The organism is Streptomyces sp. NPDC006463 (assembly GCF_042870715.1).
GTDB lineage: Bacteria > Actinomycetota > Actinomycetes > Streptomycetales > Streptomycetaceae > Streptomyces.
Genome location: NZ_JBIAHP010000003.1, coordinates 43,567 through 63,297, shown reverse-complemented (window position 1 = coordinate 63,297; position 19,731 = coordinate 43,567). Strand labels below are relative to the sequence as shown.

Here is a 19,731-nt window from a genome sequence, read left to right as displayed (position 1 = left end):
CACGGCTCCGCATATACGTCAGCAGGCTGGCGCCAAACGGTGATGACATGGCCCGTCTCCCGTACGAAGATGGCGACATGTCAGAGATCTTCCACAACGGCAGCGACCGGCTGCCCCGCCAGGTGGCCGACGCGTACGTCGACGACCTCATCACCCTCGACCCGATCACCGGTACGTACCTGGGCGTCGCCGCGAGCTCCGGCAAACTCCCGGACTTCTCCCCGGCCGGCCGCGCGGCCGTCGCCGACCTCGCCCGCACCACCCTCGCCCGCCTCGACGCCGCGGAGCGACTGCCCGGTGCCGACAGCGACGCCGAGCGCCGCTGCGCCCGCCTGCTGCGCGAACGCCTCACCGCCGAGCTCGCGGTCCACGAGGCCGACGAGGACCTGCGCGCGGTCAGCAACATCCACAGCCCCGCGCACTCCATCCGCGAGGTCTTCACCCTCACCCCCGCCGACACCGACGAGGACTGGGCGGCGATCGCCGAGCGGCTGCGCGCCGTCCCGGCCGCCCTCGACGGTTACCGCGAGAGCCTGAGCCTCGGTCTGGACCGCGGCCTGTACGGCGGTCCGCGCGCCACCACCACCATGATCGGCCAGCTCGCCACCTGGGCCGGCCAGGACGCCGACGAGCCGGCCTTCTTCACGGACTTCGCCTCCGGCGGCCCGGACGCCCTGCGCGCCGAACTGGACGAGGCGGCCGCCGCCGCGACGGACGCCGTCGCCGAACTGCACGACTGGATGAGCACGGTGTACGCCCCGGCCGTCGCGGGCCGGCCGGACACCGTGGGCCGCGAGCGGTACGCCCGCTGGTCGCGGTACTTCAACGGCAGTGACCTGGACCTGGACGAGGCGTACGCCTACGGCTGGTCGGAGTACCACCGCCTGCTGGCCGAGATGAAGACCGAGGCGGCCAAGATCCTGCCGGGCGCCGGGCCCTGGGAGGCGCTGCGGCACCTCGACGGGCACGGCACCCACATCGAGGGCGTGGACGAGGTCCAGGCCTGGCTGCAGGGCATCATGGACGAGGCCATCGAGAACCTCGACGGCACCCACTTCGAACTCGCCGAGCGGGTCCGCAAGGTGGAGTCCCGCATCGCCCCTCCGGGCGGCGCCGCGGCCCCGTACTACACCTCCCCCTCGGAGGACTTCTCCCGGCCGGGCCGCACCTGGCTGCCCACCATGGGCCAGACCCGCTTCCCCGTGTACGACCTGGTCTCCACCTGGTACCACGAGGGCGTTCCGGGCCACCACCTCCAGCTCGCGCAGTGGACGCACGTCGCGGACCAGCTCTCCCGCTACCAGGCCACCGTCGGCTGGGTCAGCGCCAACTGCGAGGGCTGGGCGCTGTACGCGGAGCGGCTGATGGACGAGCTCGGCTACCTCAAGGACGCCGAGCAGCGCCTGGGCTACCTGGACTGCCAGATGATGCGTGCCGCGCGGGTCATCGTGGACATCGGCATGCACCTGGGTCTGGAGATCCCGGCGGACTCGCCGTTCCACCCCGGCGAGACGTGGACGCCCGATCTCGCGCAGGAGTTCTTCGGCCTGCACAGCGGCCGGCCTGCGGACTTCGTGGTGAGCGAGCTGACCCGCTATCTGTCGATGCCGGGACAGGCCATCGGGTACAAGCTGGGCGAGCGCGCCTGGCTGCTCGGCCGGGAGAACGCCCGGGCCGCGCACGGCGACTCCTTCGACCTGAAGGCCTGGCACATGGCGGCGCTGTCGCAGGGTTCGCTGGGGCTGGACGACCTGGTGGACGAGCTGTCGAGGCTCTGATCCACGACACGGAACGGACCGCCCGCCGCCCGCCGCCGAGCGGCGATCAGCGAGGAGCGGCCCGTTCCGTGTTTCCGTCCGTCCACGCTCAGCAGCCGCAGTCGTCCGAGTCGGTGGGGGCGGTCAGCGGGTCGGCCTCGGCGCGCTGCTGGCTGCCCTGCCAGGTCTCGACCTCGAAACCCTCGCGGATCCAGTACTCGATGCCGCCGAGCATCTCCTTGACCTGGAAGCCGAGTTCGGCCAGGGCCAGCGCGGAGCGGGCCCCGCCGTTGCAGCCGGGACCCCAGCAGTACGTCACCACGGGGACGTTCTTGTCGAGGAGCCGCTCGGCCTGCTCGGGGATGAGGGCGGTGGGCAGGTGGACGGCGCCGGGTACGTGGGCCTGGTCCCAGGAGGGCGTGGAGCGGGAGTCGATCAGCTGGAAGCCGAGTTCGGCGCCCTGCTCGCGGTGGGCCTTGAAGGCGGCGGCGACGTCCGACACGTCAGCGTGGAAGGCCAGGCTGGCCGCGAAGTAGGCGGCGGCCGCGGCCGGAGCGGCCGGCGGTACGCGCAGCACGGGGTTGGCGGAGGCGGAGGCGGTCGCGGTGTTCCGAGTCGTCGTCATGGCCAAAAATCTACGATCTGTTGATCATCTCCGGAAGTGGTTTTCCCCGGCCTTTTCCTTGCCCGACCGGGGAATCCCCTGCTAGACCTGCCAGATGACCGACTATTCCCCTGACGCCACCGACTGGCGGATCCTCGAAGCCCTCCAGCGGGACGGCCGCGCCAGTTTCACCGAGCTCGCCCGCTCCGTGTCGATGTCCGCGAGCGCCGTCACCGAGCGCGTCCGACGCCTGGAGGAGACCGGCATCATCACCGGCTACACGGCGGTCGTGGACCCGGAGAAGCTCGGCAAGTCGATCCTCGCGCTGGTCCGGCTGCGCTATCCGCACGGCAACTACAAGCCGTTCCACGACTTCCTCGACGCGACCTCCGAGATCCTCGAAGCCCATCACGTCACCGGTGACGACTGCTTCGTGCTGAAGGTCGCCGCCCGCTCGATGGCGCACCTGGAGGAGATCACGGGTCGGATCGCGGGCCTCGGCCCGGTGACCACGAGCATCGTGTACTCGTCCCCGCTCCCCCGGCGGCTGCTCAGTCCGTGACCTCGGTCCGTGACCTCGGTCCGTGACCTCAGTCCGTGAGCGCCGCCGTGCGGTGGCGCACCACCGACCCCCCTCGCTGCTTGACGATCTCCAACTGGGCCTGCACCCGGGTCCGCAGGTCGGCGACGTGGCTGACGATGCCGACGCTGCGGTCCCGCTCGCGCAGCGAGTCCAGTACGTCGAGCACCTCGTCCAGCGCCTGGTCGTCGAGGCTGCCGAAGCCCTCGTCGATGAAGAGGGTGTCCAGCCGCATGCCGCCCGCCTCGTCGGTGACCACGTCGGCCAGGCCCAGCGCCAGCGCGAGCGAGGCGAAGAAGGTCTCGCCGCCCGACAGGGTCGCGGTGTCGCGCTCGCTGCCGGTCCAGGCGTCGACGACGTGCAGCCCGAGGCCGGAACGGCCCCGTCCGCTCGCCCGCGCGTCGGAGTGGACCAGGGTGTAGCGGCCGCCGGACATGCGCAGCAGCCGTACCGTCGCGGCGGCGGCGACCTGTTCCAGGCGGGCGGCCAGCACGTACGCCTCCAGCCGCATCTTGCGCTCGTTGTCGGCGGAGGTGCCCGCAGTGAGTCCGGCCAGCCGGGCCACCCGGTCGTAGGCGTCGCGCAGCGGGCCCAGGGCGCGCAGTTCCTGCTCGGCCTGCCGGGAGAGCCGGTCGAGCTCGGCGCACCGGACGCGGGCCGCGTCGAAGGCGGATCCGGCGGTACGAAGCTTCGCCGCGGCCTGGGCCGCATACGCCTCGGCCTCCTCCGGCGCGGCCGGGGGCAGGGCTGCCGCCGCGGCCGTGTCCGCCTCGCCGAGGCGGTCCGCCAGCATGGCCTCCTCCGCCTGCCAGGCGTCCATCCGGCGCTGGAGCGCGGTGCGTTCGTACTCCGGGAGCACTGCGTCGGCAGCGGCCCCGATGGTGTCGAAGCCGGCCTTGAAGGCAGCGTCGGCGAGCTGGTCGTCGGCCTCCTTCAGCCGGGCGGCGGTGGTCTCGGCCCGGCGCAGCGAGGCGGCGGCCGCCGAGACCATGCGGACCCGGTCCTCCAGGATCCGGGCGCGGGCCGCGACGGTGGGTGCGTCGCCCCGTACGGCTGCGAGCTCCGCCTCCAGCGAGGCCTGTTCCCGGTCCAGGGCCTCGCGGCGCGAGACCCTGGCCGCGGCGCGCTCGGCGGCGGCGAGCCGGTCCGCGCTGCGCGCCGCGTGCTCCCGCTCGGCGCGGGCGAGCTGCTCACGGGCCGCGTGCAGTCCGGCGGCCGCGGCGTGGGCGGCGGCGTGCCGGGAGCTCAGGTCCGAGGTCAGGGTGAGGAGTTCGTCGGTGGTGGCGTCCCCCGCGGCGGCCGCGGCCTCGGCGCGGGCCTCCTCCACGGCGGCGAGCCGGCGTTCGACGGCGGCCCGGGCCTCCTCGGCCCGCTCGAAGAGGGCGTGGGCGGCGTCCTCGGCGGCGCGGTCCACATGGCCGGGGGCCGGGCGGGCCGGGGCGGGGTGCTCCGCGGATCCGCACACGGTGCAGGCCTCCCCCGCCACCAGCGCCTCGGCGAGTTCGGCGGCGATCCCGCGCAGCCGGGCCTCCTTGAGCTCCAGCCAGCGCTCCCGGGCGGCCGTCGACTCCTCGCGCACGGACAGCAGTTCGCCCGCGGCGCGCTCCACGGCGGCGGCCAGCTCGTCGCGCCGGCGGGCGGCGTTCAGGTGCATCCGGGCGGGTTCCAGCTTGCCGGCGAGCTGCTCGGCCAGGGTCGCGGCCTGCTGGGCGGCGTCCGCGCGCTCGTGCAGGGCGGCCCGGGTGGCCTCCCAGCGCGCCAGCCACTCGGCGGACTCCTGGTGCTGGTCCTCGGCGGCCCGGGCCTCGCGCTCCAGGTCGGCCCGCTCGCGGCCGATCTCGGCGCTGCGCTGCTCGGCCCGGCGGGCGGCGCCCAGCGCGCCGAGGTCCTCGCGCAGCCGCTGCTCGACGGCGGCCAGCTGATCGGTGCCCGCCTCCCGCAGCTGCTGCGGGAGGTCGGCCCGGGCGGCGCTCTCGGCGTGCGCGGCGGCCAGGTGCGCGGCGTTCGCCGCGCCGCGCAGTTCCAGGGCGGGAGCGACCAGAGCGCCCCGCCGGGCCCGGTCCAGGAGCGCGCGCACCCGCTCCCGGTCGGGCTCCGCCGCGGCGAGCAGGGCTGCCCGGCGGGCGGTCTCCGCGTGCCGGCGCTGGAGCCGGTCGAGTTCCCTCGCCTCCTCGGCGGCCCGGCGAGCGGCCGCGTGCCGGCCCTCGACGGCGGCCAGCGCGTACTCGGCGACGCCCAGCCGCTCCCGCGCCGAGCAGCGGGCGACGGCGGCCCAGGCGCGGATCGCCGCGGCGAGCCCCGGGTCGCCGGGCTGGTGCCGGGGCAGCGGCCAGGCCCGCAGGTCGGCGCTGTCCCCGGCGGCCTGGGCGAGCCGCTGCGCGGTGTGGAGCACCCTCTCGTCCCCGGCGCGCACCTTGGCCTCGGCGGCCCGGCGGCGTTCGCCGAGCAGTGCCTCGACGGCGGCGAAGCGGCGGGTGTCGAAGAGCCGGCCGAGCAGCCGGCCGCGGGCCGCCTCGTCGGCGCGCAGGAACTTCGCGAACTCCCCCTGCGGCAACAGCACCACCTGGCAGAACTGCTCGCGGCTCATGCCGAGCAGCTGCTCGATCTCCTCGCCGATCTCCTGGTGGGAGCGGCTGAGCGGCTGCCAGCCCTCGCCGGTGTGCTCGCGCAGCCAGCTCTGCGCCTTGTCCTTGGTGGTGCCGGTGCCGCGTTTCTTGGGCCGGTCCTGTTCGGGACGCCGGGTGATCTCCAGGCGGCGGCCGCCCGCGGTGAGTTCGAGGGCGACCTCGGTCGGGGTACCGGCGTCCGCGTGGTCGCTGCGCAGGCTGGTGCCGGGGGCCTGGCGGGCGCCGGGGACGGACCCGTAGAGGGCGTAGCAGACGGCGTCGAGCACGGAGGTCTTGCCCGCGCCGGTGGGTCCGTGGAGCAGGAAGATCCCGGCGCCGGACAGCGCGTCGAAGTCGATCTCCTGGGGCTCGGCGAAGGGGCCGAAGGCGGTGACTCGGAGCCGGTGCAGCCTCATCGGTGGGTCTCCTGACGGCTGTCGTCGGCCCGTACGTCGTCGAAGGCGCTCCGCAGGACGGCGCGCTCGGCCTCGTCCGCGTGGCCGCCGCCGCGTACGTGGGCGACGAAGTCCTCGGCGATCTCCTGGTCGCTGCGGCCCTTGAGCCGCTGGGCGTAGGAGGCGCCGGTCCCCTCCTCGCGGCCCTCGGGGTCGAAGGCGAGGCTGAGGGTGTGCGGGAAGCGGGCGGCGAGCTTGGCCATGGGGTCGTCGGGGCGGACCGGGTCGGTGAGCGTGGCCTCGACCCAGGCGTCCTCGTACGCGGCGTGCGCCGGGTCCGCGACCAGGTCGTCGAGGGTGCCGCGCAGCCGGGCGAGGGGCCGCGGCACGGGGGTGTCGACGCGCTCGGCGCCGGTGATCTCCCCTTCGGCGCCCAGCTCGATCAGCCACATGCTCTTGCGGTGGTCGGCCTCGGAGAAGGAGTAGGCGAGCGGGGAGCCGGAGTACCGGACCCGTTCGTTGATCGTCTGACAGCCGTGGAGGTGGCCGAGGGCGGCGTAGTCCACTCCGTCGAAGACGGAGGCGGGCACGGCCTCGACCCCGCCGACGGTGATGTCGCGTTCGCTGTCGCTGGCCTGCCCGCCCGTGACGAAGGCGTGGGCAAGGACGACGGAGCGGGTGCCGGGCGCACGGGCGGCGAGGTCGGCCCGGATCCGGTCCATGGCCGCGCCGAGCACCGCCTCGTGGCTCACCTTCTCGGCGCTGAACTCGTCCTTGACCAGGGCCGGTTCCAGGTAGGGCAGCCCGTACAGCGCCACCTCGCCGTGTACGTCGGCCAGGACCACCGGCTCGGCGCAGCCGGCCGGGTCGGTCCTGAGGTGGATCCCGGCCCGGTCGATCAGGCCTGCCCCGACCCCGAGCCGGCGGGCGGAGTCGTGGTTGCCGGAGATCATCACGGTGGGGACGCCGAGCTCGGCGAGCCGGTGCAGGGCCTGGTCGTACAGCTCGACGGCGGGCAGAGGGGGCACGGCCCGGTCGTAGATGTCCCCGGCGACGAGGACGGCGTCGACCTCGCGCTCGCGGACGGTCTCGACGAGGTGGTCGACGAAGACAGACTGGGCTCCGAGCAGGTTCACGCGGTGGAACGACCGGCCGAGGTGCCAGTCGGAGGTGTGCAGGAACTTCACTCGACCGCTCCGACCCGCACGCTTGATCTCCTCCGTGGCTCCGCACCGACCCTCCAGGCTAACCCGTCTTCCAGGAGGAGTACTGCCGTCCCGCGGTTCCCGGCCGGCTCGCCGGCCCCGTGTGTTACAGGCTCGTGGCACCGGTGCGAAACCTCTGTGGCCGGACTCCGTCGGCGGCTTCGTGCCCTTGTACCGGGTCCCGGCCGCTGGCTAGCTTCGCCCGCATGTCGCCCTCCCCCGCTCTTCGTGTCCGTCCCGTGCTGCTCGCGGCCGGGTCCGCGGCCCTGCTCGCCGTGACCGCCGCCGTGCCGTCGGCCGCCGCGCCGCCGCAGCCGGCCGCGGCCGCGTCCGGGTCCGTGGTGCTGGACTGGTACGACACCACCGCCGAAACCGTCGCGGCCACGGCCGCGCCCACCCAGATCACCAACAGCCGTACCTGGGCGATCGGCTGGATCGCAGCCGCCCGCGCCACACGTGAGGCTCCGGGCGGCGCCGCCCGAGCGCCCTTCCAGGACGCCGCCGTCGCCTCCGCCGTGCACGACGCGCTGGTCGGCCTCGCCCCCGCCCGCAAGGCCGAGCTCGACGCGGCGCTGGCCGCCACGCTCGAACGGGTCCCGGACGGCCCGGCCGAGACGCAGGGCGTGGCGGCGGGGGCCCGGCAGGCCGAGGCGGTACTCGCCTCCCGCGCAGGCGACGGCCTCGACCCGGCCTCGGTGAACGCGCCCTTCACCGTTCCGGCCGCCGCCCCCGGGGTCTGGCAGCCGACCCCGGACGGCTACGCGCCGGCCGTGCAGTACGGCAACCGCCTCGCCAAGCCGTTCCTGCTGGAGCGTCCCGACCAGTTCCGGCTGGGTCCGCCGCCCGCGCTGGACTCCCGCCGCTACAAGGCCGACCTCGCCGAGGTGCGCGCGTACGGCGCGGCCGACAGCCGTACGCCGCGCCAGACCGAGACCGCGAACTTCTGGTACGGGGCCTCACTGACCCTCTACACGGAGCCGCTGCGGGTGGCCGTGGCGCGCTCGCACGGCTCGACCGCCGACCGGGCGGCACTGCTCGCGCTCTTCCACGCGGCCCTCGTCGACACCCAGATCGCGACCTCCGACAGCAAGTACGCCTACCTGCGCTGGCGGCCGGTGACGGCCATCCGTACCGGGTCCATCGCCCCCGATCCCCTCTGGACCCCGCTCCACCAGACTCCGGCCCACCCCGACTACCCCAGCGGCCACGCCACCTACGCGGGCGCCGCCCAGGCCGTCCTGGACGCGCTCGCCGGGCCGCGGACCGCTCCCTTCGAGTTCACCAGCCCGACCGCGCCCGGTGTTCGCCGCACGTACACCAGCTGGCGCCAGCTCACCCTGGACAACGTGGACGCCCGGGTCTACTCGGGCATCCACAGCCGCACCGCCGACGAGGCGGGCGTGCGGCTCGGTGACGCGGTCGGGCGCAACGCGCTGCGCAACGCCGACCGGCTGTTCGGCTCCCTGTGACCGTCCGGCTCAGGCTTCGCCGTAGGCCTCGCCGCCGAGCTCGAAGGCCGCGGTCCCCGCGCTGATGTCTGCGAGCCAGGCCCGGAAGGCCGGGGCGTCCGCCTCGGGGAGGCCGATCTCGATCGTGACGGCCTCCCCGTAACGCACGTCCAGTACCAGGCGGCCGGTGGATCGCAGGTCGTTCTGCATCTTGCCGGCGCGCTGGTGGTCGACGGTGACGGTGGCCAGCCGGTACCGGCGCCGGGTGACGGTGCCGAGCTCGTCGAGGGCCTCGCCGACGACTCCCCCGTAGGCCCGGATCAGCCCGCCGGCGCCGAGTTTCACACCGCCGTAGTAGCGGGTGACGACGGCGACGGCGTACCGGATGTCCCGCCGCATGAGCATCTGCAGCATGGGTACCCCGGCGGTGCCGCCGGGCTCGCCGTCGTCGCTGGCCTTCTGGACGGAGGCGTCGGCGCCGATGACGTACGCGAAGCAGTTGTGCGTGGCGGTGGGGTGCTCCTTGCGGATCCGTGCGACGAACTCCTGCGCCTCCTGCTCGGTCGCGGCGGGCGCGAGCGAGCAGAGGAAGCGCGAGCGGTTGATCTCGGATTCGTGCACACCCTCGCGGGACACCGTCACGTACTGGTCTGCCTTCACCGCTCCACCCTAAGGGGAATCGGACAGGTGTCCTCGTCGTTGATCCCGGAGCAGCACGACGACAAGAGCGGTTCCAGAGCAGCAGGAGGCGGCACACGTGTACGGCGATCCGGCGACCATCCGCAAGATCCTCACCGAACTGGGCGGCACCTGGGCCGTGGTGGGCCTCTCGAACAACCAGGACCGGGCGGCCTACGGGGTGGCCCGCGTCCTCCAGCAGTTCGGCAAGCGCGTGATCCCCGTACACCCCAAGGCGGAGACGGTGCACGGCGAGGCCGGTTACCCCTCGCTGGATGCGATCCCCTTCAAGGTGGACGTGGTGGACGTCTTCGTGAACAGCGCGCTGGCGGGGCCGGTCGCCGACCAGGCGGCGGCCGTCGGCGCCGAGGCCGTCTGGTTCCAGCTCGGCGTGGTCGACGAGGCCGCCTTCCACCGCACCCGCGAGGCCGGGCTGGCCATGGTGATGGACCGCTGCCCGGCGATCGAGATCCCCGCGCTCCAGCCCCTGTCGTCGAAGTAGTGGCGCCTGGCCCGCGGCGGCCGGTTTGACCTCGGTGGGGGTGCTGGGGTTCTTTTGTCCGCACCCCCGCCCTTCACCGCACCGTACTGCGAGGCCTGCCCATGACCGCCCTCTTCGCCCTGGCCACAGCCGTGCTGTGGGGCCTCGCCGACTTCGGGGGCGGTTTGGTGACCCGCCGGATACCGGCGCTGACGGTGGTCGTCGTCTCGCAGGTCGTCGCCGTCGTCGTGCTCGGCGCGGTCGTGCTCGGCACCGGCGCGTGGCGGGAGGCGGGGCCGCAGCTGTGGTTCGCCGTCGGAGCCGGCCTGGTCGGGCCGGTCGCCATGCTCAGCTTCTACAAGGCACTGGCCCTCGGCCCGATGGGCGTGGTCTCACCGCTCGGCTCCCTCGGGGTGGTCGTGCCGGTCGCCGCCGGGCTGATCCTCGGCGAGCGGCCCGGCCTCGGCCAGTTCGCGGGCATCGCGGTGGCCGTCGTCGGCATCGTCCTCGCGGGCGGCCCTGAGCTGCGCGGCGCGCCAGTCCAGCGCCAGGCCGTCGTGCTCACCCTGGTCGCCGCCTTCGGCTTCGGCGCGGTGATGACCCTGATCGCGCAGGCCTCCACCACCGTGACCGGGCTGTTCCTGGCGCTGTTCGTGCAGCGGGTCACCAATGTCGCGGTGGGCGGCGGCGCCCTGTGGGTCCAGACCAGGCGCGGCACCCCGGCGCTCCCGGCGGGCACCGGCCCGCGGATCCTGTGGGGACTGCTGCCCGCGCTGGCCTTCGTCGGCCTCGCCGACGTGGCGGCGAACGGCACCTACTCCGTGGCCGCCCAGAACGGTCCGGTCACCATGGCCGCCGTACTGTCCTCGCTGTACCCGGTGATCACCGCGCTCGCGGCCTTCGCCGTACTGAAGGAGCGCCTGCGCCCCGTCCAGGCGGCGGGCGCCGGCCTGGCCCTGGCCGGCACGGTCCTGCTTGCGGCGGGCTGAGAGCCCGGAAGCTCAGGACTGCTCCGCCTCCGCCAGCTCCGCCAGCCCGCGCAGCTGCTCCGGGGTCATCCCGTCGGGGATCGGTACCGGCGCCGGAGTGCGCAGCGGCGGCTGCCAGCCGGTCTCCGGCTCCCAGCGCCGCACGACGCGCGCAGGCGCCCCGGCCACCACGGCGTGGTCGGGCACCTCGCCCCGTACGACGGCCCCCGCGGCCACCACGACGTTGCGGCCCAGCCGCGCGCCCGGCAGGACGACCGCACCCGTACCGAGCCAGCAGCCGGGACCGATCTCGACCGGCGCACTGCGCGGCCACTGTTTGCCGATGGGCTGGTGCGGGTCGTCGTAACTGTGGTTCGTGGACGTGATGTACACGCCGGGGCCGCAGAAGGTGTCGTCCCCGATGGTGATCCGGGCGTCGGCGATGACGTGGCTGTCCCGCCCGATGACCACCCCGTTGCCGAGGACCAGCATCGGCTCCGTGCCGAGGTCGAGGTCCGGCATCATCCCGGCGGTCAGGGTGACCTGCTCGCCGATGATGCAGTAGTCGCCGAGCCGGATCCAGGGTTCGCCGAAGACCGTGCCCTGCGGGAAGGCGAGCCGGGTGCCGTGGCCGATCGCGCCGAACCGCAGCCGCCCCGGAGTCTGCGCGGTGACCGCACCGGCCCGCTGCATCCATCGCCAGCCCGCGTGGACCGCGCGGCTCGCCAGCCGGCGGCGCAGGACCGTCAGAGATGAGAACGTGTTCTGGTTCTTCGGCACCCGGCAACGGTAGTGCGCCGCGCGCCGGTCGGCCGGGCCGCGATCCTGTGATCTTCACCCCATCGCCGGTCGGGCCGGGCCCGTGCCCTACGGTGCCGGTAGCGCGGCATCCGGAAACAGAGGGAAACGATCATGACGCATCAGTCGACGCACGGGCAGGCACTCATCGCGGGTGTCGGCGGCAGGCAGCCGTCCGTGGACCCGAAGACCTTCACCGCACCCACCTCCGTCGTGGTCGGCGACGTCACCCTGGCCGCCGGCGCGAGTGTCTGGTACTCGGCGGTCCTGCGCGCCGACTGCGGTCCGATCACGCTCGGCGCCGACAGCAACGTGCAGGACAACTGCACGGTCCACGTGGACCCCGGCTTCCCGGTCTCGATCGGCGAGCGCGTCTCCATCGGCCACAACGCCGTCGTGCACGGCTGCACCGTCGAGGACGACTGCCTGATCGGCATGGGCGCGACCGTCCTGAACGGCGCGGTGATCGGAGCCGGCTCGCTGGTGGCCGCCCAGGCACTGGTCCCGCAGGGCATGGTCGTCCCGCCCGGCTCCCTGGTCGCGGGCATCCCGGCCAAGGTACGGCGCGAGCTGACCAAGGAGGAGCGCGAGGGCATCACGGTCAACGCCGCCATGTACGTGGAACTGGCCGAGCAGCACCGCGCCTCGGTGACCCCGGACGCCTGAGTCCGGGGCGGGCGGCCTATTCGGCGACGGCCACCGGGGCGGCCTGCTCCACCGGGGCGGCCGCCGCGGCCGCCTTCTTCATACGGCTGCGCACCACCAGCGTCACCGCGATCCCGAACAGTACGGCGAGGCCCAGAGCCAGCCAGGAGAACCGCTTCAGCCACGGCTCGGCGACGATCCCGACCGAGTAGATGACGGCCGTGGTCCCGCCGGCCCAGAGGATCCCGCCGAGGATGTTCGCGATCAGGAACCGCCAGTACGGCATGCGCAGCACGCCCGCGAGCGGCCCCGCGAAGATCCGCAGCAGCGCCACGAACCGCCCGAAGAAGACGGCCCACATGCCCCAGCGTTCGAAGGAGCGTTCCGCCACGGCCACGTGCTCCGGCCCGAAGTGCTTGGGGAAGCGCCGGCCCAGCTTCTCCAGCAGCGGCTTGCCGCCCCTGCGCCCGATCGCATAGCCGATCGAGTCGCCCACGATCGCCCCGGTGGTCGCGCAGATTCCCAGCACGACGGGGTCGATCTCGCCGTGCTGCGAGGCCAGCAGCGCCGAGCTGACCAGGATGATCTCGCCCGGCAGCGGGATGCCGAGGCTTTCCAGCCCGATGACCAGACCCACAAGGAGATAGATGCTGACCGCCGGAATCGTCTCCAGCCATTCCTGGATGTGCACCGGTACGTCCTCCCGTGTCGTCTCCGGCGCGCCCCCTGTGACACGCCGAACGGGCAGCCTATCGGCTCCTCACTTCCGCCTTTGACCTCAGTGGGAGTTCCCGCGAGGAACGGCCCGCGAACACTTCCCGGCGGCCGGAACCCAGCACCCAGCCGTGCTGCTCCGGGTCCCAGGACGACAGCGCCCGGGCATCGATGTCGACGGTGACCCGCTGGGCCTCGCCCGGCGCGAGGGTGAGCCGCCGGTAGCCGGCCAGCGCGCGCACCGGCTGGTCGAGCGTGATCTCCGCGGACGGGCCGACGTACACCTGGGCCACCTCGGTGCCCTTGCGCCGGCCCGTGTTGCGGACGGTGAACTCCACGCGCAGGCCCCCGCGCTCCGGCCGGACCGTGAGCTTCTCGTACTGCCAGGTCGTGTACGAGAGCCCGTGCCCGAACGGGAACAGCGGGGCCACGTGCTGCGCGTCGTACCAGCGGTGACCGACGTGGACGCCCTCGGTGTACTCCTGGCGGCCGCCGACGCCCGGGTAGCGCAGCGGGTCCCCGGCCACCGGGGTCGCCTGCTCGTCCGCCGGGAAGGTCTGGGTGAGCCGGCCGCCCGGGTCCACGTCCCCGAAGAGGATGTCGGCGGTGGCGCCCGCGCCCTCCTGCCCCGGGTAGTACATCTGCAGGACCGCCCCGGTACGGGAGAGCCAGGGCATGGCCGTGCCGCCGGAAGTGTTGAGCACGACCGTGGTGCGGGGGTTGGCGGCGGCGACGGCCTCGATCAGCGCGTCCTGTCCGCCCGGGAGCGCCAGGGTGGTCCGGTCGCTGCCCTCGGTGGCGTCCTCGTAGGCGAACAGGACCACGCTGCGGGCCGCCTTCGCGGTGTTCACCGCCTCGGCGAGGTCCGCGGCCCGGCCTGCCTTCGTGATGTGCCGCAGCCGGAAGCGCCGGCCCTTGTCCCCGCCCCGAGCGGTCACGGCGAGCCGGTGGGTGCCCGCCTTGAGGGAGAGCGTGCGGCGGCGGACGGTCATCCCGTCGGGCGCCGAGCCGAGCAGTCCGCCCGCGTAGTGCTCGGCCGCGCCCTGCCGTACGGGGAACATCTCCTCGCCGTCCAGGCGCACGCCCGGCCGCTCGCCGGTGTAGTGGACGACCAGGGTCCACTCGTCGTCCGCCGTGAGCCGGAACTCCCCCTCGTGGCTCCAGTCGCGCCCTGCGTCCACGGCCCGGTCGTCCAGGTCGGCGGGGGGCGTCAGCAGGGTCGGCGGCAGGGGGCGTCCGTACAGGTCCTCGCCGAGTGCGTAGCGCACGGTGGAGCCGCTCCCGGCACGTCGGCGGATGGCGGTGAACGGGGCGGCCGCCCCGTCGGGGACGACGTGGGCGCTGCCGCCGCCACCGACGAAGGGCACCTGGCCGGTGGGGCCGATGACGGCGATCGAGCGGGCTGCGGCGCCCGTCAGCGGCAGGGTGCCGTGCTCGTTGCGCAGCAGCACCGCCCCGGCGGTGGCCACCTTGCGGGCGACCCGCGCCCCGGCGGCCGCATCCCGCGAGGGACGCGCGGCGGGCCGGGCCGCGAGCAGCCCGAAGCGGTCCATGGAGGTCAGGATCCGGCGCACGGCGAGGTCGACGGCGCTCTCGGGGACGGAGCCGCCGCGCACCGCCTCGCGCAGCGGGCCGCCGAAGTGGGTGCCGCCGGGCATCTCCATGTCGAGTCCGGCGCCGATGGCGGCAACGGTGCTGTGGGTGGCGTCCCCGTCGGACATCACCCAGCCGTCGAAGCCCCAGCTCCCGCGCAGCACTTCGTCGAGCAGCAGCGTGCTCTCGCAGGCGTAGACGCCGTTGACCTTGTTGCAGGCGGCCATCACGGCGCCCGCGCCGGCGGCCACGGCGGCCTCGAAGCCCCGTAGCTCGGTCTCTCGCAGGGTCTGCTCGGCGACCACCACGTCCACGGTGTCGCGGCCGTGCTCCTGGTTGTTGAGGGCGAAGTGCTTGACGGCGGAGATGAGCCCCTCGTCCTGGATCCCGCGGACCATCTCGCCGACGAGGTCGGCGGTGAGGCGCGGGTCCTCGGCGAAGGTCTCGAAGTTCCGGCCCGCGTACGGGGTGCGGATGAGGCTGGCCATGGGCGACAGGAGGACGTCCTGGCCGAGCGCGCGGCCCTCACGGCCGATGACGCGGCCGTACTCGCGGGCGAGCGCCGGGTCGAAGGCGGAGGCGAGCAGGACCGGCGCGGGCAGCGCGGTGGCGGGCCGCGTGACCCGTACGCCGGCGGGTCCGTCGGCGAGGCGCAACGCGGGGATGCCGAGGCGCGGGACGCCCGGCAGGTAGCCGCACTGGCCGAGGGAGGCCGGATCGCGGTCGCCGTGGAGCAGGGCGGTCTTCTCGTCGAGGGTGAGCCGTTCGATCAGGCTGTCGATCCGGGCGCCGTCCGCGGGCTCGGCGGGGCCCCCGGGGGCGGGGGCGGCGTCCGCGCGCAGTCCAACGCCCGGCGGCACGGTCGCGGCGCAGCCGCCCGCTCCGAGGGCCGCGCCCACCGCTCCGAGCAGCCGGATCGCGGAACGTCTGGACACGGCCTCGCTCATGACGCTCTCCCGCGACGTGGGTTGGCGGGAGCGGTCCGCGCCGACCGCTCCCCCGCCCACTGTGCGCCGCGCCCGGCCGGGGCCGCCTCAGCCGCGCCACCGCCGCGCCGAGGTTCAGCCCTGCGGCGGCTGGGACACGCTGTCGGCGTCCCGCCGGGGCTCGCCTTGGAGCTGCACCCGGGCCTCGGTGCGGTGCCCGCGCGCGATGTAGTCCCGTACGACGGCCTCCACCGCGTCCTGCGGCGATCCGACCCCGGCGAGCACCATCACTTCCACCACGAGCTCGGCGTCGAGGCTGATGTTGACCTTGGCCACGGGTACCCCCTCCATCGTCGTGCGAGGGACTCTAGCCGCCGCACGGCCACGGTTTGCGGAGTTCCCGCCCTGTCCGTCGCCGGTGGCCGGCGCCCCGGGTCCGGATCCGGCGGACGCAATCGCCGCAGCCGTGGCCGACCGGCACGGCGAAGGCCCCCACCCTCCAGGGGCGGGGGCCTCGTCGCCGGGCGCCTAGGCGTTGGGGCGCAGGGTCCAGACGACCGTCATCTCGCCCGTCACGGCCTCGTCCTCGCGCTGGATGGCGATGGTGACCGGGAACTCGGGGCGGCCGCCCGCGTCGAGTTCGGCCACGACCTCCGCCGCCGGGCGCCCGAGGGTGGCGGTGGCGGTCACGACGCCCTTGGCGAGCTTCTTGTAGCCGATCTCGGCCCGCACCGCGAGGGGCACGGCGCGCGAGAGCTGGTCGCCGAAGGCGGCCAGGACGATGGCGCCGCTGGCGGACTCGGCGAGGGTGAACATGGCACCGGCGTGCGGGCCGCCGACGTGGTTGTGGAAATCGGGCTGGTCCGGGAGGCGGACGACCGCGCGCTCCGAAGTGGTCTCCAGGAACTGGAGGTTCAGGGTCCGGGCCATCGGCACCGTCGCGGCGAGCAGTTCGCCCACGTTCATCTGATCTGCGCTCATGAAACGCGATGTTACCCGCGAGTAGATGCCCTTGGCCAGAGCCGTTCCGGGGGCGGCCGTGGCTCCTCGCCTGCGCTCCTACTATCGTTACCGGCCATGTGGCCAGGACAGCAGCAGCCGCCCGGGGGCGAGCAGAACCCCCAGGACGCGCAACAGAATCCGTACCAGCAGCAGCCGGGGCAACCGAACCCGTACCAGCAGCAGCCGGGTTACGGGTACCCGCAGCCGGGCTACCAGACGGCCCCGCCCACCCAGCCGTGGGGCCAGCCCCAACAGCCGCAGCCGGCCCAGCAGCCGGGCGGCGGCGGGAGCCCCTACCAGACCAAGACCGTGGCCATCGTCGCGGCGGCCGCGGTCGTCGTGGCGGCCGCCGCGACCGGCGCCTTCGTCCTGACCCGGGACGACAAGAAGACGGACGAGGCCAACGACAAGCCGGCGGCCGCCTCCTCGGCTCCGGTGTCCGCCGCGCCCGCCCCGGCCGGCAGCAGCGCGAACCCGCGCGCCGACGGCGACATCAAGCCCGTGATCCCGGGCTGGAAGGTCGTCGTCAACCCCAAGCACGGCACCGCCTTCGACGTCCCGCCGGAGTGGAACGTGCTGGGCGCCGGCATGGCCATCGGCTTCGAGGACGAGGTGAAGAACGACGGCTCCGCGGCCGTGATGATGTCGGGGCCCGCCAAACTCAAGGAGGACTGGTGCAAGGTCGACTCCGACAAGAACGGCAGCGAGGAGAAGACCGCACTGGCCGGCACCGGCACCAAGGGCGGCCAGGGCGCCAAGGACACCGCCGAGGCCGTGCGTAACGAGGCCGGCAACTGGGCGTGGGCCGGATACGCGCAGAAGGCGCCGAAGGGCACCACCAAGGTCTCCGAGCCGAAGGAGTACACCACCTCCTCGGGCCTGAAGGGCCACATGGCGACCGCGACCGTGACGGGTGTGCCGAAGGAGAACAAGTGCTCCTCCGACGGCAAGTCCATCGCGTTCAGCTTCAAGAACGCCAAGGGTGACTTCGCCAGCTGGATCCTCTACAGCGCCGCGGGCGTCCCGGACGAGGTCAGCAAGGAGACGCAGGAGAAGATCCTCAGCTCGGTCCGCCTGTCCGCGGGCTGATCCCCTTTCCCCTCCGCCCCGGGCCGACAATCCGTTTGGATTCTCGGCCCGGGGCGGGGATAGTCCGGGGGTGAGCTCTCCCCCCTCCGATTCCGCCGGTACGCCCACACGCCGCCGCCTGCCCGCTTGGGCCGGCCGCAACTACACCCTGCTGACGGGCGCGGCGGTCGTCACCAACCTCGGCAGCCACGGAGCGCTCATCGCGGCCGCGTTCGCGGTGCTGGAGGCCGGCGGTTCCGCGGCCGACGTCGGTCTGGTCGCGGCCGCCCGTACGCTGCCGCTCGTCCTCTTCCTGCTCGTCGGCGGCGCACTCGCCGACCGGCTGCCGCGCCACCACGTGATGGTCGCGGCCAACACCCTCAACTGCCTCTCCCAGGCCGCCTTCGCCGTGCTCGTCCTCGCCGGTGACCCCCAGCTGTGGCAGATGATGCTGCTGACAGCCCTGTGCGGGACCGGTACGGCCTTCTTCAACCCGGCGGCCGAGGGCATGCTGCTGTCCACCGTCTCCGGTGAACACGCCAACCGCGCCTTCGCGCTCTTCCGCATGGCGATGAACGGCGCGGGCATCGGCGGCGCGGCCCTCGGCGGAGCGATGATCGCCGCGATCGGTCCCGGCTGGGTGCTGGCCGTGGACGCCGCGGCCTTCGCGATCGCGGGAGCCCTGCGGGCCTTCCTCGACGTCGGCCACATCACCGAACGGGCTCCCGGCGGCGGCCTCCTGGCCGACCTGCGCGAGGGCTGGGTGGAGGTCAGGACCCGGCCCTGGCTGTGGAGCATCGTGCTCCAGTTCTCCGTCGTGGTCGCAGTCGTCGGGGCCGCGGAGGCGGTCTACGGTCCGCTGGTCGCCCGCGACCAGCTGGGCGGGCCGGCGCCCTGGGGAGTGGCCCTGGGCTGCTTCGGCGCGGGCACCATCGCGGGCGCCGTCCTGATGATGGTGTGGAAGCCGCGCAGGCTGCTGCTGGTCGGCACCCTGTGCGTGTTCCCGCTCGCCCTGCCGTCGGCGGGTCTGGCCGTGCCTCTGCCTGTGTGGGCCCTGTGCGTGGTGATGTTCGTGAGCGGCACGGCCATCGAGGTGTTCGGTGTGAACTGGATGACCACGATGCACCAGGAGATCCCCGAGGAGAAGTTCTCCCGGGTCTCCGCCTACGACTGGTTCGGCTCGGTGTCGATGCTCCCCCTGGCCACCGCCCTCGCGGGCCCGGCCGAAACGGCCTTGGGCCGCACCCAGGCCCTGTGGGGCTGCGCGGCCCTGGTGGTCCTGGCCACGGCCCTGGTCCTCCTCATCCCGGACGTCCGCAACCTGACCCGCAGGCCCCCGGCCGCACCGGTCGCCTCCGGGCCGGGCGCCTGCGGCCCCGCGAAGCGAAGCGACGGCCGACCGCTCACCCCAGGCTGAAAGCGCCCTGTGGAGGAGCCGGGGACGGCGCGGCGTCCGCGTCGGTCACCGGCACGGCCCCCCGCATGAACCGCGCCAGCGAATCCCCGGACTCCACCCTCGCGGGAAACGCGTCGGCGGCGCACCGCCGGGCCAGCGCGGCCACCTCCAGCGGAGCGTCGGAGGCGAGCAGCACCGCGTTCCCGAAGCGCCGCCCCCGCAGCACCGCCGGCTCGGCGATCACGGCGAGCTCGCCGAACACCGACGCGAAGTTCGCGAGCTGCGCCCGCAGGAAGCCGAACGGCGCCCCGTCGGCGAGGTTCGCCGCGTACAGCCCGCCGGGCCTCAGCACCCGCGCCGCCTCCCGCGCGTACTCCACGGACGTCAGCTGCGCCGGCACCCGCGAACCGCCGAAGACGTCTGCCACCACCACGTCCGCACTCCCCGCGGGCGCGGCCTCCAGCCAGGCCCGGGCGTCGGCGGCGTGCACCGTGACCCCGGCCCCCGCGGGCAGCGGCAGGTGTTCGGCGACCAGTTCCACCAGCCCCGCGTCGAACTCGACGACCGTCTGCCGGGATCCCGCCCGGGTCGCCGCGGCGTAGCGCGGCAGGGTCAGGGCGCCGCCGCCCAGGTGCAGGAGGTCCAGCGCGAGCCCCGGCTCCGCCGCGCAGTCCAGGACGTGCCCGAGGCGGCGTACGTACTCGAACTCCAGGTGCCGCGGATCGTCCAGGTCCACATACGACTGCGGCGCCCCGTCGACGGTCAGCAGCCAGGCCCGCTCCCGGTCCACGTCCGGCATCAGCTTGGCGGTGCCCTGGCCCACGTCCCGGATCACCGGGATCTGTTCGTCGTTCACCCGTCCATTGT

At 74.0% G+C, this 19,731-nt stretch carries 18 protein-coding genes; 8 read left to right on the top strand and 10 right to left on the bottom strand.

The window, feature by feature from the left end; genetic code table 11:
* Positions 1-77: 77 nt before the first annotated feature.
* Positions 78-1,778, top strand: a complete 1,701-nt coding sequence (locus ACFYOB_RS07305; RefSeq protein ID WP_388555789.1) for a DUF885 domain-containing protein — start codon at positions 78-80, stop codon at positions 1,776-1,778.
* 88 nt (positions 1,779-1,866) lie between these two features.
* On the opposite strand, the gene ACFYOB_RS07300 is transcribed toward ACFYOB_RS07305, so the two are convergent.
* Positions 1,867-2,382 carry a rhodanese-like domain-containing protein gene (locus tag ACFYOB_RS07300; RefSeq protein ID WP_388555786.1) on the bottom strand — a complete coding sequence of 172 codons (516 nt, stop codon included), beginning with the start codon at positions 2,380-2,382 and terminating at the stop codon, positions 1,867-1,869.
* Positions 2,383-2,476: 94 nt separating this feature from the next.
* Here ACFYOB_RS07300 and ACFYOB_RS07295 point away from each other — a divergent pair, with 94 nt between their 5' ends.
* The gene (locus tag ACFYOB_RS07295) at positions 2,477-2,923 is read left to right on the top strand and encodes an Lrp/AsnC family transcriptional regulator (RefSeq protein WP_388555784.1); all 447 of its coding nucleotides are present in this window, start codon (positions 2,477-2,479) and stop codon (positions 2,921-2,923) included.
* 28 nt (positions 2,924-2,951) lie between these two features.
* Here the strand turns inward: ACFYOB_RS07295 and ACFYOB_RS07290 are convergent, their stop codons facing one another.
* Positions 2,952-5,963 carry an AAA family ATPase gene (locus tag ACFYOB_RS07290; protein WP_388555783.1) on the bottom strand — a complete coding sequence of 1,004 codons (3,012 nt, stop codon included), beginning with the start codon at positions 5,961-5,963 and terminating at the stop codon, positions 2,952-2,954.
* Positions 5,960-7,129, bottom strand: a complete 1,170-nt coding sequence (locus tag ACFYOB_RS07285) for an exonuclease SbcCD subunit D (RefSeq protein ID WP_388555780.1) — start codon at positions 7,127-7,129, stop codon at positions 5,960-5,962. The genes ACFYOB_RS07290 and ACFYOB_RS07285 overlap by 4 nt, the downstream gene beginning before the upstream one ends.
* A 224-nt stretch (positions 7,130-7,353) precedes the next feature.
* Between ACFYOB_RS07285 and ACFYOB_RS07280 the strand changes: the two genes are divergently transcribed.
* Positions 7,354-8,616: a vanadium-dependent haloperoxidase gene (locus tag ACFYOB_RS07280; RefSeq protein WP_388555778.1), complete on the top strand. Its 1,263-nt coding sequence runs from the start codon at positions 7,354-7,356 to the stop codon at positions 8,614-8,616.
* Positions 8,617-8,625: 9 nt separating this feature from the next.
* Here ACFYOB_RS07280 and ACFYOB_RS07275 read toward each other — a convergent pair whose 3' ends face one another.
* Complete coding sequence (locus ACFYOB_RS07275; protein ID WP_388555776.1) at positions 8,626-9,255, bottom strand: YigZ family protein; 630 nt, start codon at positions 9,253-9,255, stop codon at positions 8,626-8,628.
* 97 nt (positions 9,256-9,352) lie between these two features.
* Between ACFYOB_RS07275 and ACFYOB_RS07270 the strand changes: the two genes are divergently transcribed.
* Together ACFYOB_RS07270 and ACFYOB_RS07265 are read left to right on the top strand one after the other, a co-directional pair.
* The gene (locus tag ACFYOB_RS07270) at positions 9,353-9,775 is read left to right on the top strand and encodes a CoA-binding protein (protein WP_388555774.1); all 423 of its coding nucleotides are present in this window, start codon (positions 9,353-9,355) and stop codon (positions 9,773-9,775) included.
* Positions 9,776-9,876: 101 nt separating this feature from the next.
* Positions 9,877-10,743: an EamA family transporter gene (locus ACFYOB_RS07265; protein WP_388555771.1), complete on the top strand. Its 867-nt coding sequence runs from the start codon at positions 9,877-9,879 to the stop codon at positions 10,741-10,743.
* A 12-nt stretch (positions 10,744-10,755) separates the two neighbouring features.
* On the opposite strand, the gene ACFYOB_RS07260 is transcribed toward ACFYOB_RS07265, so the two are convergent.
* Positions 10,756-11,502 carry an acyltransferase gene (locus ACFYOB_RS07260; RefSeq protein WP_388555769.1) on the bottom strand — a complete coding sequence of 249 codons (747 nt, stop codon included), beginning with the start codon at positions 11,500-11,502 and terminating at the stop codon, positions 10,756-10,758.
* A gap of 132 nt (positions 11,503-11,634) precedes the next feature.
* Here ACFYOB_RS07260 and ACFYOB_RS07255 point away from each other — a divergent pair, with 132 nt between their 5' ends.
* Positions 11,635-12,186, top strand: a complete 552-nt coding sequence (locus ACFYOB_RS07255; RefSeq protein WP_388555766.1) for a gamma carbonic anhydrase family protein — start codon at positions 11,635-11,637, stop codon at positions 12,184-12,186.
* A gap of 16 nt (positions 12,187-12,202) precedes the next feature.
* Here the strand turns inward: ACFYOB_RS07255 and ACFYOB_RS07250 are convergent, their stop codons facing one another.
* The 4 genes from ACFYOB_RS07250 to ACFYOB_RS07235 all read right to left on the bottom strand — a co-directional run bounded on the left by ACFYOB_RS07250 (position 12,203) and on the right by ACFYOB_RS07235 (position 16,379).
* Positions 12,203-12,856 (bottom strand): DedA family protein, encoded by a 654-nt coding sequence (locus ACFYOB_RS07250; RefSeq protein WP_388555763.1) that lies wholly within the window; start codon positions 12,854-12,856, stop codon positions 12,203-12,205.
* Positions 12,857-12,914: 58 nt separating this feature from the next.
* Positions 12,915-15,419, bottom strand: coding sequence for a beta-glucosidase (locus ACFYOB_RS07245; protein WP_388555760.1), 2,505 nt, complete (start codon positions 15,417-15,419; stop codon positions 12,915-12,917).
* Between the two features lie 114 nt (positions 15,420-15,533).
* Complete coding sequence (locus tag ACFYOB_RS07240) at positions 15,534-15,734, bottom strand: type II toxin-antitoxin system VapB family antitoxin (protein WP_388555758.1); 201 nt, start codon at positions 15,732-15,734, stop codon at positions 15,534-15,536.
* Positions 15,735-15,926: 192 nt separating this feature from the next.
* Positions 15,927-16,379, bottom strand: a complete 453-nt coding sequence (locus ACFYOB_RS07235) for a DUF4442 domain-containing protein (protein ID WP_388555755.1) — start codon at positions 16,377-16,379, stop codon at positions 15,927-15,929.
* A 96-nt stretch (positions 16,380-16,475) separates the two neighbouring features.
* Between ACFYOB_RS07235 and ACFYOB_RS07230 the strand changes: the two genes are divergently transcribed.
* Together ACFYOB_RS07230 and ACFYOB_RS07225 are read left to right on the top strand one after the other, a co-directional pair.
* The gene (locus ACFYOB_RS07230) at positions 16,476-17,489 is read left to right on the top strand and encodes a hypothetical protein (RefSeq protein WP_388555752.1); all 1,014 of its coding nucleotides are present in this window, start codon (positions 16,476-16,478) and stop codon (positions 17,487-17,489) included.
* A gap of 70 nt (positions 17,490-17,559) precedes the next feature.
* Complete coding sequence (locus ACFYOB_RS07225) at positions 17,560-18,885, top strand: MFS transporter (RefSeq protein WP_388555749.1); 1,326 nt, start codon at positions 17,560-17,562, stop codon at positions 18,883-18,885.
* Here the strand turns inward: ACFYOB_RS07225 and ACFYOB_RS07220 are convergent.
* Complete coding sequence (locus ACFYOB_RS07220) at positions 18,872-19,663, bottom strand: spermidine synthase (RefSeq protein ID WP_388556749.1); 792 nt, start codon at positions 19,661-19,663, stop codon at positions 18,872-18,874. The two genes, ACFYOB_RS07225 and ACFYOB_RS07220, sit on opposite strands and share 14 nt — an antisense overlap.
* Between the last annotated feature and the right edge of the window lie 68 nt (positions 19,664-19,731).

Excerpts from the sequence above, each read along its gene's own strand:
- ACFYOB_RS07305 (WP_388555789.1), top strand. The coding sequence starts at position 78 with ATGTCAGAGATCTTCCACAACGGCAGCGACCGGCTGCCCCGCCAGGTG.
- ACFYOB_RS07295 (WP_388555784.1), top strand. The coding sequence starts at position 2,477 with ATGACCGACTATTCCCCTGACGCCACCGACTGGCGGATCCTCGAAGCC.
- ACFYOB_RS07245 (WP_388555760.1), bottom strand. The coding sequence starts at position 15,419 with ATGAGCGAGGCCGTGTCCAGACGTTCCGCGATCCGGCTGCTCGGAGCG.
- ACFYOB_RS07220 (WP_388556749.1), bottom strand. The coding sequence starts at position 19,663 with ATGCCGGACGTGGACCGGGAGCGGGCCTGGCTGCTGACCGTCGACGGG.
- ACFYOB_RS07300 (WP_388555786.1), bottom strand. The coding sequence starts at position 2,382 with ATGACGACGACTCGGAACACCGCGACCGCCTCCGCCTCCGCCAACCCC.
- ACFYOB_RS07290 (WP_388555783.1), bottom strand. The coding sequence starts at position 5,963 with ATGAGGCTGCACCGGCTCCGAGTCACCGCCTTCGGCCCCTTCGCCGAG.
- ACFYOB_RS07235 (WP_388555755.1), bottom strand. The coding sequence starts at position 16,379 with ATGAGCGCAGATCAGATGAACGTGGGCGAACTGCTCGCCGCGACGGTG.
- ACFYOB_RS07230 (WP_388555752.1), top strand. The coding sequence starts at position 16,476 with ATGTGGCCAGGACAGCAGCAGCCGCCCGGGGGCGAGCAGAACCCCCAG.
- ACFYOB_RS07265 (WP_388555771.1), top strand. The coding sequence starts at position 9,877 with ATGACCGCCCTCTTCGCCCTGGCCACAGCCGTGCTGTGGGGCCTCGCC.
- ACFYOB_RS07280 (WP_388555778.1), top strand. The coding sequence starts at position 7,354 with ATGTCGCCCTCCCCCGCTCTTCGTGTCCGTCCCGTGCTGCTCGCGGCC.
- ACFYOB_RS07255 (WP_388555766.1), top strand. The coding sequence starts at position 11,635 with ATGACGCATCAGTCGACGCACGGGCAGGCACTCATCGCGGGTGTCGGC.